The organism is Enterobacter sp. 296B2, assembly GCF_034106185.1.
GTDB classification, from domain to species: Bacteria; Pseudomonadota; Gammaproteobacteria; order Enterobacterales; family Enterobacteriaceae; genus Enterobacter; species Enterobacter cloacae_N.
Genome location: NZ_JAWNCA010000001.1, coordinates 161,795 through 177,070 on the forward strand (window position 1 = coordinate 161,795; position 15,276 = coordinate 177,070).

Annotated in this window: 11 protein-coding genes; 8 read left to right on the forward strand and 3 right to left on the reverse strand. The window is 58.1% G+C overall.

The window, feature by feature from the left end; all coding sequences use genetic code 11:
• Positions 1–112: 112 nt before the first annotated feature.
• Positions 113–856: a DeoR/GlpR family DNA-binding transcription regulator gene (locus tag URZ40_RS00725; RefSeq protein ID WP_316379097.1), complete on the forward strand. Its 744-nt coding sequence runs from the start codon at positions 113–115 to the stop codon at positions 854–856.
• A gap of 13 nt (positions 857–869) precedes the next feature.
• Positions 870–1,937 carry an oxidoreductase gene (locus URZ40_RS00730; RefSeq protein ID WP_116340045.1) on the forward strand — a complete coding sequence of 356 codons (1,068 nt, stop codon included), beginning with the start codon at positions 870–872 and terminating at the stop codon, positions 1,935–1,937.
• 110 nt (positions 1,938–2,047) lie between these two features.
• Here the strand turns inward: URZ40_RS00730 and cybB are convergent, their stop codons facing one another.
• A complete protein-coding gene (gene cybB / locus URZ40_RS00735) occupies positions 2,048–2,578 on the reverse strand; it encodes a cytochrome b561 (RefSeq protein ID WP_320719578.1) in 531 nt (176 codons plus the stop codon).
• Between the two features lie 189 nt (positions 2,579–2,767).
• On the opposite strand from cybB, the gene gap reads away from it, so the two are divergent.
• Entirely contained in the window at positions 2,768–3,769 is a 1,002-nt protein-coding gene (gene gap / locus URZ40_RS00740) for a type I glyceraldehyde-3-phosphate dehydrogenase (protein ID WP_116340049.1), read from the forward strand.
• Between the two features lie 62 nt (positions 3,770–3,831).
• Here gap and URZ40_RS00745 read toward each other — a convergent pair whose 3' ends face one another.
• Positions 3,832–4,626: a YdcF family protein gene (locus tag URZ40_RS00745; RefSeq protein WP_320719579.1), complete on the reverse strand. Its 795-nt coding sequence runs from the start codon at positions 4,624–4,626 to the stop codon at positions 3,832–3,834.
• Positions 4,627–4,953: 327 nt separating this feature from the next.
• Here URZ40_RS00745 and URZ40_RS00750 point away from each other — a divergent pair, with 327 nt between their 5' ends.
• The 5 genes from URZ40_RS00750 to URZ40_RS00770 all read left to right on the forward strand — a co-directional run bounded on the left by URZ40_RS00750 (position 4,954) and on the right by URZ40_RS00770 (position 11,299).
• Entirely contained in the window at positions 4,954–6,273 is a 1,320-nt protein-coding gene (locus URZ40_RS00750; protein ID WP_116341129.1) for an MFS transporter, read from the forward strand.
• A 157-nt stretch (positions 6,274–6,430) separates the two neighbouring features.
• The gene (locus URZ40_RS00755) at positions 6,431–8,083 is read left to right on the forward strand and encodes an MFS transporter (RefSeq protein ID WP_320719580.1); all 1,653 of its coding nucleotides are present in this window, start codon (positions 6,431–6,433) and stop codon (positions 8,081–8,083) included.
• Positions 8,084–8,105: 22 nt separating this feature from the next.
• Positions 8,106–9,188 (forward strand): HlyD family secretion protein, encoded by a 1,083-nt coding sequence (locus URZ40_RS00760; protein WP_116340055.1) that lies wholly within the window; start codon positions 8,106–8,108, stop codon positions 9,186–9,188.
• On the forward strand, positions 9,185–10,564 hold the full coding sequence (locus tag URZ40_RS00765) for an efflux transporter outer membrane subunit (RefSeq protein WP_163329267.1): 1,380 nt from the start codon (positions 9,185–9,187) through the stop codon (positions 10,562–10,564). The genes URZ40_RS00760 and URZ40_RS00765 overlap by 4 nt, the downstream gene beginning before the upstream one ends.
• Before the next feature lie 75 nt (positions 10,565–10,639).
• A complete protein-coding gene (locus URZ40_RS00770; RefSeq protein WP_320719581.1) occupies positions 10,640–11,299 on the forward strand; it encodes an O-methyltransferase in 660 nt (219 codons plus the stop codon).
• Between the two features lie 64 nt (positions 11,300–11,363).
• Here the strand turns inward: URZ40_RS00770 and hrpA are convergent, their stop codons facing one another.
• On the reverse strand, positions 11,364–15,266 hold the full coding sequence (hrpA, locus tag URZ40_RS00775) for an ATP-dependent RNA helicase HrpA (protein ID WP_320719582.1): 3,903 nt from the start codon (positions 15,264–15,266) through the stop codon (positions 11,364–11,366).
• Positions 15,267–15,276: the final 10 nt, after the last annotated feature.

The window sequence follows — 15,276 nt, forward strand, 5'->3', positions numbered from 1 at the left end:
CACCTATCTGAACGATTTCTCTCGTCGTCATTGCATTTCCATTCTCACCCTTCCCTCTGCTTTAAAATGCTGTATTATGCAAACTATTGCGACATTTTGCAGGATTACTGCCATGCACAAAACCGCACGTCAGCGCTATGTCCTTGATATTCTCAGTGAACAAGGTCAGGCCAGCATCACCGAACTGGCAGAAAAGCTGCAGGTTTCAGCGGATACTATTCGTCGGGATCTAACCGATCTGGAAAATCAGGGCCTTGCCCAGAAGAATCACGGCGGGGCAATTGCACTCAATCTTTCGGCCATGAATCGTCAGGGCCGCAATACCCTGCTGCCGGAAACCAAGCAGCGCCTCGGGAAACGGGTTGCGCAGGCGGTTCCGCCGGGTTCCACCCTGTTTCTGGATGCCGGCAGCACGGTGATGGCCGTGGCCACTTTTCTACAGGGGCCTCACACCGTGATCACTACCTCGCTGGATATCGCCCAGCATTTTAGTGACCGGGAGGACATAGAGCTTGTTCTGCTCGGCGGAAACTGGGACCGGAAGCAGCGCCTGTTTGCCGGAAGCGCCACCTTGTCCCTGCTGTCCCGCTATCGGGCAGATATCGCCATTCTTGGGGCGTGCGCCCTTCATGCCGAACTCGGTTTAAGCGCCGGTAAAGAAGCAGATGCCGAGGTAAAACGCGCGATGCTCGCCGCCAGCCATGCTGGCTGGATTGTCGCCGATCACCTGAAGGTTAACCGCTGCGAACCGTATCTGGTCTCCGGGTTAACCGACATTCATCAACTCTTTTTAGATCGTCCCTGGCCTGAACTTGGGGACCCAGGCGCATTGCAGGTCACGGTGTGCGTGAATTAACGTGGAGAAGGTCATGAGTAAAGTTCAAACAATCAACATTGCGCTGATCGGGTATGGATTTGTGGGGAAAACGTTCCATGCCCCGCTGATCCAGTCCGTGGACGGGCTTAAGCTGGCGGTGGTCTCTTCCCGTGATGAAGAGAAGGTTAAACGCGATCTGCCGGACGTACAGGTGGTGGCAACCCCGGAAGAGGCCATTCAGCATCCCGATATCGACCTGGTGGTGATTGCCTCCCCTAACGCCACCCACGCGCCGCTGGCGACGCTGGCCCTGAACTCGGGTAAACACGTGGTCGTGGATAAGCCTTTCACTCTTGATATGCAGGAAGCCCGGGACCTGATTGCCCTGGCGGATGAAAAGCAGCTTCTGCTCTCCGTTTTCCACAACCGTCGCTGGGACAGCGATTTCCTCGGCATTAAGCAAATTATCGAGCAGGGTACGCTCGGCAAGGTTAAGCATCTGGAGTCGCATATTGACCGCTTCCGCCCGGAAGTGCGCGTGCGCTGGCGCGAGCAGAACGTGCCCGGCAGCGGGCTGTGGTTTGACCTGGGGCCGCACCTGATCGACCAGACGCTTCAGCTGTTTGGCCTGCCAGATTCTGTGCAGGGAAATATCGCAACGCTGCGCGACGGCGCAGAGATTAACGACTGGGCGCACGTGGTCTTAAATTACCCGGAACATAAGGTGGTTCTGCACGCCAGCATGCTGGTGGCTGGAGGTACGGCGCGCTTTACCGTCCATGGCGACAAAGGCAGCGTGGTGAAAGCCAGAATCGACCAGCAGGAAGCGCAGCTGCTTGCTGGCGTGATCCCCGGCAGCGACGCCTGGGGCGAAGACGACGACAGCCTGGTGTTCTTTGGGGCTGACGGCGAACCGCAGGCGATCCCGACCCCGAAAGGCGATCAGCGCCAGTATTACGTCAACGTACGTGATGCACTGCTCGGGAAAATCACCAATCCTGTTCATCCTGTCGAGGCGTTAGCGGTCATGGCTGTTCTGGAAGCGGCGGTGATATCGTCAGAGACGGGGTCAACGCAGACGCTGGCGTTAACTGATGAAGAGCGCGCGCTGCTGGGTTAAAAAACAAGCCGGGTGACGCGTAGCGATCCCGGCCTACGATTCAGAGCCGTTTGTAGGCCCGTGCAAGCGAAGCGCCGCCGGGCAAGAAAGGCGGCGACAATGTTTCAGCACTACTGACGCTTTTTCGGCATCATGCGCAGAAGAGTATTATCTTTCCAGAAATAGTGATGCATCAGCGCCGCCGCCGCGTGCAGACCAATCACGAAATAGCCCAGGTTTGCCAGCGTCTCATGCCACTCCTTCAGCACATCCACCAGGTCAAAATTCCCCTCCGCCGCGTGCGGCATCGCCAGACCGAAGGCGAACCAGTCGTTTCCGCGGTTATACATCATCACAATGCCAATCAGCGGCAGCGCAATAAACAGCAGATAGACAATCAGATGCCCAAGGTGGGACATACCGGTGATCATCGCTTTGGGTTTCGGCTGAATGGGCGGTGCGGGAAACTTGAGGCGGATCAACAATCGCGCCACCATCAGCACCAGAACCGAGATCCCGCAGGAAACGTGGATCATGTTTATAAGCGGACGGTCAGTACGCGGGAAAAAGCCTCTGAATTCCATCGCGCTGTATGCGACGGCGATTAACAAAAACACCAGCCAGTGAATCGTGATTTGCAGGCTTGTATATTTAGTGCGCATGGGATTTCCTGAAAAAAAACAGTCACCGCGCCAACATAATCTCCTTTCCTTAAAAATTCATTAACTTTTCTGTATGGTTTTTCAAATACTTCCCGTCGTATGAAGTATCTTCAATTGCCGCCCTGCCCGTGATGGTCTAAGCCTGGATGAGTTCAAACTGTCGTATCGACACGTTCACAGGAGAACATCATGAGTAAAATTGGCATTAACGGATTTGGACGCATTGGACGCCTTGTGCTGCGCCGCCTTCTTGAAACCCAGGACAGCAATACCGTCGTCGCCATCAACGACCTTACCTCCCCGAAAGTCCTGGCCTACCTGCTCAGGCATGATTCCAACTACGGTGGCTTCCCGTGGAGTGTGGACTTCACCGAGGATGCGCTGATCGTCGACGGTAAAACCATCGCGGTGTACGCCGAAAAAGAGGCAAAGCACATTCCGTGGAAAGCCGCGGGCGTGGATATCGTCGTGGAGTGCACCGGCTTTTATACCTCAGAAGAGAAATCGCGGGCGCACCTGGACGCCGGAGCGAAGAAAGTGCTGATCTCGGCACCTGCGGGTGAGATGAAAACCATCGTCTACAGCGTGAATGACGACACCATTGACGCCAGCGATACCATTATTTCCGTCGCGTCCTGCACCACCAACTGCCTCGCTCCGCTGGCAAAAGCCCTGAACGACGCGTTTGAAATTAAAGTGGGCACCATGACCACCATTCATGCCTACACCGGCACCCAGGCGCTGGTGGATGGGCCGCGCGGGAAAGACCTCCGCGCCTCGCGGGCGGCGGCAGAAAATATTATTCCGCATACCACCGGTGCGGCGAAAGCCATCGGTCTGGTGATCCCCGCGCTCAGCGGCAAACTGAAAGGCCACGCCCAGCGCGTGCCGGTGAAAACCGGCTCCGTTACCGAGCTGGTAGCGATTCTGGGTAAAAAGGTGACGGTCGAGGAGATCAACGCCGCGCTGAAAAAGGCGACCCAGGGGAATAAATCGTTTGGGTATACGGATGAGGAGATTGTCTCGTCCGATGTGATTGGCTCGCACTATGGTTCGGTCTTCGACGCCACGCAGACGGAAGTGTCAGAAGCGGGAGATCTGCAGCTGGTGAAAGCCGTGGCCTGGTATGACAACGAATATGGTTTTGTGACCCAGCTGGTGCGCACGCTGGATAAGTTTGCGGCGCTGTGAATTTCCAACCCTACCCCTCATCCTAACCCTCTCCCCAAAGGGGCGAGGGGATTGTTCCGTGCTCAGATTATTTTACGTGCGCCCTTCAGGATCGGGTCCTGTTGTAACCGTCTCCATGCGGCGGTGACGACCTCTGGGAACTCAACGTGAGCGATATAATCACGCCCGGCCGGGCCATAGCCGTTAACGTCATCATACAGCCGCGGCAGTTCACCCAGAACCAGTGAAAGATAGCGGTCAACGGGCCACAGCCCGGCGGTGTCCTCGCTAAATTCCACGCCCTCTTTTCCGTTTTGCAGCATCGGCGTAAATCCGGGATGGCTTATCCACTGCGGTGGCGCGGGCTCATCGCGGCACACGCGGGCAAAGGTTGCCATCGTGCGGCGCTGCATCGTCGGGTCCTGCACCACCAGCACCCGCCCGCTTGTCCGCTGGCGTTGCTTCAGCATGTTCCAGCTAAAACGCGCGTTCTCACCGCAGTTAGTGGAGCGATCTTCAACCCACAGGCGCTCATCGGGGATCTGCCAGAACTCCCGCGCAACGTCGGCAAGAATGCTTGCTTCCGCCCGCCCCGCGACCGATAGAGTGTGATAACGCGGGTGGTTGCGGATCGCTTCATATAAAAACGTGGTCGAATGGCCGATGCCGCCGCTGATCAGAAGCGGCACGTTTTTCTGAAAGGCAACACGGCAGGCCGCGTCAATGGTCGGGATCACCGCGTTGCCAGCCAGAATCACCACATCGACCGCCGGGGGCTGACGGGTCTCGCTCAGGTCGTCCTGCGCCAGCCATGCGCCGACAGTATTGATGGCCGCCAGCGTGGCATCCGCCAGAATGGGAAAATGGGGCTGAACCATGGTCAACTCCTCATGTTGTTGAATCGCCGAATTTATCGTTTTTCTGAAATAACCAGAAACATCCAAATATCATCAGGTTGCACCTGCCTATTATGCTTTTGATTTCCAGCCTTACAAAACATTGTATTGTACAGACGTCATGGAAAAGCACCCAACGCTGCTTATTTCACCGTGATCTGACCAGTTTCCACCCCCCTGTGCTTGCCAAATACAACATCCGACCCTAAGTTGCTTAACAATTTGACAACCTTTTTCATCATCACGGGTTGCACCTGAAGCGCGCCAGGTGACACCTCATACATCATCAACGTGGCGGGGTTTCAGGTCATGACAGAACATGAAAGTACGACGACGGTATTACGAAAAAATAAGAAGGTGTTAATCGCCAGCCTTACCGGGAGCGCCATTGAATGGTTTGACTATTTTCTCTACGGTACGGCGGCCGCGCTGGTCTTTAATAAGATCTTTTTCCCGATGGTCGATCCGGTGATCGGGCTCATTCTCTCGTATCTCTCTTTCTCATTAACCTTTTTTATCCGTCCGATTGGCGGAGTACTTTTCGCCCATATCGGCGACCGCATTGGCCGTAAAAAAACCCTTGTACTTACCCTCTCTTTGATGGGAGGTGCAACCGTCATGATCGGCCTGCTCCCAACGTATGACATGATTGGCCTGTGGGCGCCCGCACTGCTGATCCTGATGCGTATTATTCAGGGGATGGGCATAGGCGGTGAATGGGGCGGCGCGCTGTTGCTGGCCTACGAATACGCGCCCGAAAAACGTAAAGGCTTCTTCGGCAGCATTCCACAGGCAGGCGTGACCATCGGCATGCTGATGGCGACCTTTATTGTTTCGCTGATGACGCTTTTCAGTGAGGAAGATTTCCTCTCCTGGGGCTGGCGCATCCCGTTCCTGCTGAGTTCGGTTCTGGTGTTGCTTGGCCTGTGGATCCGCAAAGATATCGATGAAACGCCTGATTTTAAGAAAGTCAAAGCGTCCGGTCAGGTGGCTAAGGCTCCCCTGCGCGATACGCTGAAGCACCACTGGCGTGAAGTGCTGATTGCCGCCGGTCTCAAAGTCGTGGAAACCGCGCCGTTCTATATTTTCTCTACGTTTGTGGTGAGCTACGCCACCAGCACGCTGACCTATCAAAAATCGCAGGCGCTGGAGGCCGTGACGCTGGGAGCCCTGGTGGCCACGATAATGATTCCGTTAATGGGGCTGCTCTCGGATAAAATTGGCCGTCAGCGTATGTATGCCACAAGCGTCTTTATCCTCGGTTTGTTTATCGTGCCGTGGTTTATGTTGCTCAATACCGGTACAACCTGGGGCATCGTGCTCGCAACGGTCATCGCTTTTGGCGTGCTGTGGGCACCGGTAACGGCGGTACTCGGGACGCTGTGCTCTGAAATCTTTAGCGCAAACGTACGCTACACCGGCATTACGCTCGGTTATCAGCTCGGTGCCGCGCTGGCTGGCGGTACTGCCCCGCTGATTGCCACCGGTCTGCTGGCAAAATATGACGGCGACTGGGTTCCGGTGGCCTGGTATCTTGCCGTCACGGTGGTCATCTCCTTAATCGCGATCTTCTGCGCCAGCCGCGTTAAGCGTGCAACCCTCATCCAGGCGCAGCCCGAACGTCTCTGACCTTTCCCGGCCCGTCCTCCGGGCCGCTCTTTTTACTTAAATTTTTCTTCTACATTTGATTAACATGCGTAAATCATATTCACTTGAATTATCATTTGCGGCAGACGTAGAATCGCCAGCCCGCTAATTATTCAATTATTTCTAAGGTAATGACGTTATGCGCCTGCCCGAACGCGACCCTTATGCTCCTCGCGAGTGGCAGCCACATGAGAAACCCGCCCTGCTGGGTTCACCTTCCACCCCGGAGCACAGTACGCCAAAACGCATCGCCTACGGCGTCGTTGGCCTGCTGGTATGTCTGACGGGGGCGCTGGGAAATGCGGTGGTGACCGCCAACCTGCAAAACCTGCAGGGAACCTTCGGGGCCTGGTCGACCGAAATCGCCTGGCTACCCGCGGTCTATGTGATGACCAACATCTCCATCAACCTGCTGCTGGTCAAATTCCGCCAGCAGTACGGCCTGCGCGCCTTTACGGAAGGTTTTCTGGTGCTGTACGTACTGGTCACCTTTTTCCACCTGTTCGTTAACGATCTCAGCTCGGCGCTGATGGTGCGCGCCGCGCACGGGATGGTGGCCGCGGCGCTCAGCTCGCTGGGGATTTATTATCAAATACAAGCCTGGCCTGCGAAGCACCGCCTGAAGGCGCTCACCATCGGCATCACCGGATCGTCGCTCGCTATTCCGCTGGCGCGTCTCTTTTCCACCGAACTGCTGCAGCTGGACGAATGGCGTGGGCTCTATTTCTTCGAGCTCGGGCTGGCGCTGATCTCCCTTGCCTGCGTGATAGCCTTAAAGCTGCCGCCGGGGGATCGGCGCAAGGTCTTTGAGAAGAAAGACTTCATCACCTTCTTTTTACTGGCTCCTGGTATGGCCCTGCTCTGCGCCGTGCTCTCGTTAGGCCGCCTTGAATGGTGGTTCGAGGCGCCGTGGATCGGCTGGTCGCTGGCGCTATCGCTGGTGCTCATTGTTTCCGCCATCGTGTTTGAACATAACCGCAGCAACCCGCTCCTGAACACCCGCTGGCTGTCGAGCGGCAGCATCGTCCGTCTGGGGCTCATTATGCTGCTGATCCGCATCGTGCTGGCGGAGCAAAACACCGGCGTCATCGGCTGGCTGCAGTACGTGGGATTACAGAACGAGCAGATGACCCACCTGGCGTGGTCCATTTTCGCCGGGATCGTCTGCGGGATCGTCACCAGCTGTCTCACCATCAAGCCTACAAAGCTGGCGTGGCCGATCGTCACCTCACTGGCGCTGATGATTATCGCCTCGCTGCTGGACAGCCAGTCCAACAACCTGACCCGGCCGGATCAGCTGATGCTAAGCCAGTTTCTGCTTGGCTTCGGCAGCGCCTTTTTCCTGGCGCCCGCCATGCTGGCCGCCATTGGCGGGGTGATCGCCGACCCGCGTAACCTGGTCAGCTTCTCGGTCATGTTCGGCATGAGCCAGAACCTCGGCGGCCTGCTGGGGTCGGCGATTCTCGGCACCTTCCAGACCTGGCGCGAGAAGTACCACTCCAGCCTGCTGGCGGATCAGCTCACCACGCTCAACCCGCTGGTCAACGAGCGGATACAGCTATATACCCAGATGTATAAAAGCCTGATTGGCGACAGCTCGCTGCTGGGAACGCAGGCCATTACTCAGCTACAGACGGTGACCACCCTTGAGGCAAACATTCTGGCTTACAACGATACTTATCTTCTGACGGCGAGCATTGCCGCCGCCACGCTGGTCTGGATTTTATGGCGCTTGCTGCGCCTGCGCATCACTGCCCGTATGGCGCTGAAGAACGCCACCGGCAACAAATAATTGAATTATTTCTGGAGAATTTATGAGTCAGCAGGATGCCGCCAAAGAGCAGGCCAACACCCGCAAAAATGTGCGCATTGTGTCCGTTTTTACCGCTGCCGCCATCGGTATTGTCGGCGTACTGGTGATCCTTTATGCATGGCAGCTGCCGCCGTTTACCCGCCACGCGCAGTTTACCGACAACGCCTACGTGCGCGGCCAGACGACGTTCATCAGCCCCCAGGTTAACGGCTATATCACCGAGGTGAAGGTTCAGGACTTTGTGCAGGTCAAAAAAGGTGACCTGCTGTTGCAGATCGACGACCGGATCTATCGTCAGCGCGTCCATCAGGCCGAGGCACAGCTGGCGATGAAAATTGCCGCCCTGAATAACAACCTGCAGCAGCGTAAAAGCGCCGAAGCGACCATCGCCAAAAATGACGCCGCGCTGAAAAATGCCCGCGCCCAGAGCCTGAAAACCCAGGCGGATCTAAAGCGCGTGAAGGATCTGACGGCAGACGGATCGCTTTCCATTCGCGAACGTGATGCCGCGCTGGCCAGCGCCGCCCAGGGCAGCGCCGACATCGACCAGGCGAAAGCCACGCTTGAGATGTCGCGTCAGGATCTGCAGACGGTGATTGTGAACCGCGGCGCGCTGGAGGCGGATGTTGAAAACGCCAAAGCGGCGCTGGAGCTGGCGCAGATTGACCTGCAAAACACCCGCATTATCGCCCCGCGCGACGGCCAGCTCGGTCAGATTGCCGTGCGTCTCGGGGCGTATGTAACCGCCGGAACGCACCTCACTACCCTGGTGCCGCCTCAGCACTGGGTGATCGCCAACATCAAAGAGACCCAGCTGGCGGAGCTGCGCGTCGGCCAGCCAGTGAAATTCACCGTCGATGCCTTAAACAACAAGGCGTATCAGGGCCGCGTGGAGAGCATCTCCCCGGCGACCGGGGTTGAATTCAGCGCCATCACGCCGGACAACGCTACCGGCAACTTTGTCAAAATCGCCCAGCGTATTCCGGTGCGTATTGAGGTGCTGGGTGAAGAAGACGCGTACAAACTGCTGCGTCCGGGTATGTCGGTACAGGTGACGATTGATACGCGGGAGGCGAAGCAATGACTCTTCGCCCGATAGCCGGTCTGGTGCTGGCGGTCATGCTGGCCGGATGCCAGTCCGTCGATGTCAAACCGGCGCAGCCGACGCTGCAAATTCCTGCCCAGTGGCGTGCTGACGCCGGTCCTGCCAGCCCGACGGAGCAGCTCTGGTGGCGTAATTTTCATGACAACAACCTCAACCGCTACGTGGATCAGGCGCTTAAGAACAACAGCGACGTGCTGATCGCCCGCGAACGAATTAACGAGTATCAGGCGCGGGTCTTTGCTGCCGACGGCAGCCTGTTTCCGTCCCTTGACGCGGGCGTAACGGGGACGCGCGCCCGGTCGCAATCCGCCGCGACCGGGCTGCCGGTCTACGGCACACTGTACAGAGGCAGCCTGACGGCGAGCTATGACGTTGATATTTGGGGCGTCAACCGCAGCACAGCCAATGCCGCCGAAGCCTCGCTGGCAGCGCAAAAAGCCGCCGCTGCCGCCGCGGATCTCACCGTCGCGTCGTCCGTTGCCTCCGGGTACGTCACCCTGCTCTCGCTTGACGAACAGCTGCGCGTGACCGAATCCACGCTGAAATCGCGCGAGGAGGCGTTTAAGCTCGCCAAACGCCAGCTTGAGACGGGCTACAGCTCTCGCCTGGAGCTGATGCAGTCGGATTCCGAGCTTCGCTCAACGCGGGCGCAGGTGCCCGTGCTGCGGCATCAGATAGCGCAACAGGAGAATGCCCTGAGCCTGCTGCTGGGAAGCAATCCCGGCGCGGTGGCTCGCAGCGAAAGCTTTGCGGCGCTGACGCCGCTCACGCTGCCGTCGCAGCTGCCTTCTACGCTGCTGAATCGCAGGCCGGATATCGTTCAGGCCGAGCGACAGCTGGTTGCGGCTGACGCCTCGCTTGCCGCGTCACGCGCCAGCCTGCTGCCGTCGATCAACCTGACCGCAACCGGATCGATTCAGGATCGTACGCTTTCCGGCCTGCTGGACAACCCGCTTCAGCTCTGGAGCGCAGGCGGCAGCATTCTCGCCCCGCTCCTTAACCGCCAGGCGCTGAATGCGCAGGTGGATATTTCCCAGTCCCAGCGTAACCAGGCGCTGTACGCCTATGAAAAAACCGTGCGTAACGCGTTTGCCGAGGTGAACAACAGCCTTGATGCCATTACGCGCTATCAGGAACAGCTGACGGAGCTGCTTGCCCAGCAGGACGTGGCCCAGGAGACGCTGCGCATTGCCCAGAATCGCTATCGCAACGGCTACTCCTCTTATCTGGACGTGCTGGACGCGCAGCGCACGCTGTACTCGGTCCAGACCAGCGTGGTGCAGGTGAAAAATAACCTGCTGCTGGCGCAGATCGATTTGTACAGGGCGCTGGGCGGCGGCTGGAAGAACGCATGAACCGCCTTGCGCGCTGATGCCCTCACCCCGACCCTCTCCCACAGGGAGAGGGAGAAAAATCCAAGGAGTCAATCTATGCAACAACAATGGTCTGCAGTAGATAATTACATGATTTCTTCGCTTATCCCTGGCGATGACGTACTTCATCAGGTACTGGAAAACAACAAACGCGCCGGGCTACCCGAACACGACGTAGCGGCCAATCAGGGGCAGTTGCTGGCGCTGTTCGTACGCATGACGCAGGCGCGGCGCATTCTTGAGATCGGTACGCTGGGTGCCTATAGCTCAATCTGGATGGCGCGCGCCCTGCCGCCGGATGGAAAGCTAATCACGCTTGAGGCTGACCCGACGCATGCCAATGTTGCCCGCCAGAATATTCACCTCGCGGGGCTAAACGATCGCATTGAACTGATTGAAGGCCCGGCGCTGAACTCGCTGGAGAATTTCGGTGACGTTTCCCCGTTCGATTTAATTTTTATCGATGCCGATAAGCCCAACAATCCCGGCTATCTGGAGTGGGCGCTGCACTATTCCCGTCCCGGCACGATAATCATTGGCGATAACGTGGTGCGCGACGGCGAAGTCATTAACGGGGAAAGCGACGACGCGCGCGTGCAGGGCGTGCGGCGTTTTATCGAGATGATTGGGGATAACCCGCGCGTAACCGCCACCGCGCTGCAAACGGTGGGGGTTAAGGGTTGGGATGGGTTTACGCTGGCAATTGTGAACGGGTGAAAATTGTGCGGCCTGATGCCCTCACCCCGCCCCTCTCCTACAGGGAGAGGGAGAAAACCGGGGTTTAACCGGAAATCTGCTCCATCGCCTGCAGAATACGCTTATCCGAAATCGGATACGGCGTACCGAGCTGCTGGGCAAAGAAGCTGACGCGCAGCTCCTCGATCATCCAGCGGATCGCCTTTACGTCTTCATCGTCGCGGCGCGCCGGCGGCAGCTTGTTTAGCCACTGCTGCCACGCCTGCTGCACGCTTTCGACCTTCAGCATCTGCGCGCGATCGCGGTGCGGATCGATGGCCATTTTCTCCAGACGTTTTTCAATCGCCTGGAGATAACGAAGGGTGTCGCCCAGGCGTGCGAAGCCATTCCCGGTGACAAAGCCGCGGTACACCAGCCCCGCCATCTGCGCCTTCACGTCCGAGAGCCCCAGCGCCATGGTCATATCCACGCGCCCCTTCAGGCGCTTGTTGATATTGAACACAGTAGTGAGGATCTGCTCGACCTGTTTGGCAATCTCCACCACGGTGTCGTTCAGCTCCGCGCGCACCTTCTCATGAAGCTGTGCAAAGCCCTCTTCCGTCCAGACCGGACCGCCTGCCTCGTGGATCAGCTTGTCCACGCCGCAGGAGATGCAGTCGTCAATCAGATCCAGCACCTTGCCGTACGGGTTAAAGTACAGCCCCAGCTTGGCCTTGTTCGGCAGCTTCTCGTGCAGATACTTGATCGGCGACGGGATGTTCAGCAGCAGCAGGCGGCGCAGCCCGCGCCACATCATCTGCTGCTGTTCCTGCGGATTATCAAAGAGTTTGATCGCCACGCTGTCGCGCTCGTCCACCAGCGCAGGCCAGGCCTTGACCTTATAGTTCCCGCGCTTCTGCTCGTAGCTTTCCGGAAGCTGGCCAAAGCTCCAGATGTGCAGCCCGCTTTGCTCGATACCGTCGTCCGCCACCGCAGAAAGCGTCTCCTGAACTTTCCCCTTCAGCGCCTCTTTCAGCTCGCTCAGCGAACGCCCTTCCAGCAGCTTTTTGTTTTTATCGTCCACTACGCGGAAGCTGATTTTCAGGTGATCGGGCACCTGATCCCAGTTCCAGTCTTCGCGGTCGATGGTGGTACCGGTCATGCGGCGGAACTCGCGCTCCAGCGCGTCCAGCAGCGGCAGCTCCAGCGGCGTGACGCGGCCCAAAAACGCTTCCGCATAGTTTGGCGCAGGTACAAAGTTACGGCGCACCGGTTTCGGCAGGGATTTGATCAGCGCAATCACCAGCTCCCGGCGCAGGCCGGGGATTTGCCACTCAAAGCCGCCCTCATCGACCTGGTTTAACAGCGGCAGCGGAATATGAACGGTCACGCCATCCGCGTCGGCACCCGGTTCAAACTGATAGGTCAGCCGCAGCTTGAGGTTTCCCTGATGCCAGAAGTTCGGGTAGTCGAGCTTGCTGACCGACTCCGCCCCCTCTTTAATCAGCATGCTCTTTTCGAAGTTGAGCAGGTCCGGCGTCTCTTTGCTGGCCTTTTTCCACCAGCTGTCGAAGTGACGGGCGGAGATAACATCGTGGCTGATGCGCTGGTCGTAAAACTCAAACAGCGCCTCATCGTCCACCAGAATATCGCGACGGCGGGACTTGTGCTCAAGCTCCTCCACCTCGGCACGCAGCTTCAGGTTTTCACGGAAGAAGGCGTGACGCGTCTGCCAGTCCCCCTCCACCAGCGCGTGGCGGATAAACAGCTCGCGGCTGAGTGCCGGATCGATTTGGCTGTAGTTAACCTTACGCGCGGCGACCACCGGCAGGCCGTAAACGGTCACTTTCTCGGTCGCCATTACCGCGCCCTGCGCGCGTTCCCAGTGCGGTTCACTGTACGAGCGTTTCAGCAGGTGCTGCGCCACCGGTTCGACCCATTCCGGATCGATACGCGCGGCAATGCGCCCCCACAGGCGGCTGGTTTCTACCAGCTCGGCAACCATGGTCCACTTCGGCGGTTTCTTGAACAAGCCGGAGCCAGGGAAGATGGAGAAGCGAGCGTTGCGCGCGCCGGTGTACTCCTGCTTGTCCGCATCTTTCATCCCGATATGCGACAACAGGCCGGTCAGCAGCGCGATGTGAATTTCGCGGTACTCCGCCGGCTCACTATTAACCGGAATGCCCAGCTCTTTCACCACCTGGCGCAACTGGGTGTAGATATCCTGCCACTCGCGCACGCGCAGATAGTTGAGGAAATCCACGCGGCACTGGCGGCGGAACTGGTTCGAGGAGAGCGCTTTCTGCTGCTCGCCGAGATAGTTCCACAGGTTCACGAAGGCGAGGAAGTCGGACTCTTTGTCGTGGAAGCGACGATGCTTTTCGTCAGACGCCTGCTGTTTGTCCATCGGACGCTCGCGCGGGTCCTGGATGGAGAGCGCCGAGGTAATGATCATCGCCTCGCGCACGCAGCCGTGCTTTTGCGCTTCCAGCACCATACGGGCCAGACGCGGATCCACCGGCAGTTGGCTGAGCTGGCGGCCCAGCGGCGTCAGCTTATAGATGCTCGCCTGTTCGTCGGTGGTAATGGCGCCAAGCTCTTCCAGCAGACGTACGCCGTCCTGAATGTTGCGCTTGTCCGGCGCTTCGACGAACGGGAACGCCGCGATGTCGCCCAGCCCCAGCGCGGTCATCTGCAGGATAACGGACGCCAGGTTGGTGCGCAGAATTTCCGGGTCGGTAAATTCAGGGCGTGACAGGAAATCATCTTCGGAATAGAGACGAATACAGATCCCTTCCGACACGCGGCCGCAGCGGCCTTTACGCTGGTTAGCAGAAGCCTGAGAGACCGGCTCAATCGGCAGTCGCTGAACCTTCGTGCGGTAACTGTAGCGGCTGATGCGCGCTGTGCCCGGGTCGATCACGTATTTAATCCCCGGCACGGTGAGCGAGGTTTCCGCCACGTTGGTCGCCAGAACGATACGGCGTCCGCTGTGCGGCTGGAAGACGCGGTTCTGCTCGCTGTTTGACAGACGCGCGTAAAGCGGCAGGATCTCCGTGTGGCGCAGGTCGCGCTTGCTGAGCGCATCGGCGGTATCGCGGATCTCGCGCTCGCCGCTCATGAAGATCAGAATGTCGCCCGCGCTTTCGTTGCCCAGCTCGTCAACGGCGTCGAAGATGGCCTGCAGCTGGTCGCGCTCGGTATCATCCGCCTCTTCCACAATCGGGCGATAGCGCACTTCAACCGGATATGTGCGGCCTGACACCTCGATAATCGGCGCATTGTTGAAATGCTTCGAGAAGCGTTCCGGGTCGATGGTCGCGGAGGTGATGATGATTTTGAGATCCGGGCGACGCGGCAGCAGCTCTTTCAGGTAGCCGAGCAGGAAGTCGATGTTCAGGCTGCGCTCGTGCGCTTCGTCAATGATGATGGTGTCGTACTGCATCAGCAGGCGATCCTGCTGGATTTCCGCCAGCAGAATACCGTCGGTCATCAGCTTGACCATGGTGTTATCACTAACGTGGTCGCTGAATCGCACCTTATAACCAATGCAGCCGCCCGGCTCCGTCTGCAACTCTTCGGCAATACGGTTCGCCACGGTACGCGCCGCCAGACGACGCGGCTGGGTGTGGCCAATCAGCCCTTTTAGCCCTCGCCCAAGCTCCATACAGATTTTCGGCAGCTGGGTGGTTTTTCCCGAACCGGTTTCACCCGCGACAATCACCACCTGGTGGTCGCGTACGGCCTCAAGGATGTCCTGTTTTTTCTGGCTGACGGGGAGGTTTTCCGGGTAGGTAATCGCCGGACGTGCGGCTTCGCGCAGCACAACCTTCCCTGCCGCCTGTTCAATCTCTTTAGCCATCTCCTGGTAAATGGCCTGTTGTGCATCAGGATTTTTAACCTTCTTCACGCCGTGCAGCCGGCGTGAAAACCGCTGTTTATCGCGCAGCATCAGGGAATCAAGCTGTTGCAGGAGCATCGGGAAGGTGATTTTTTGTTGTTCTGTCATAGCATTAATG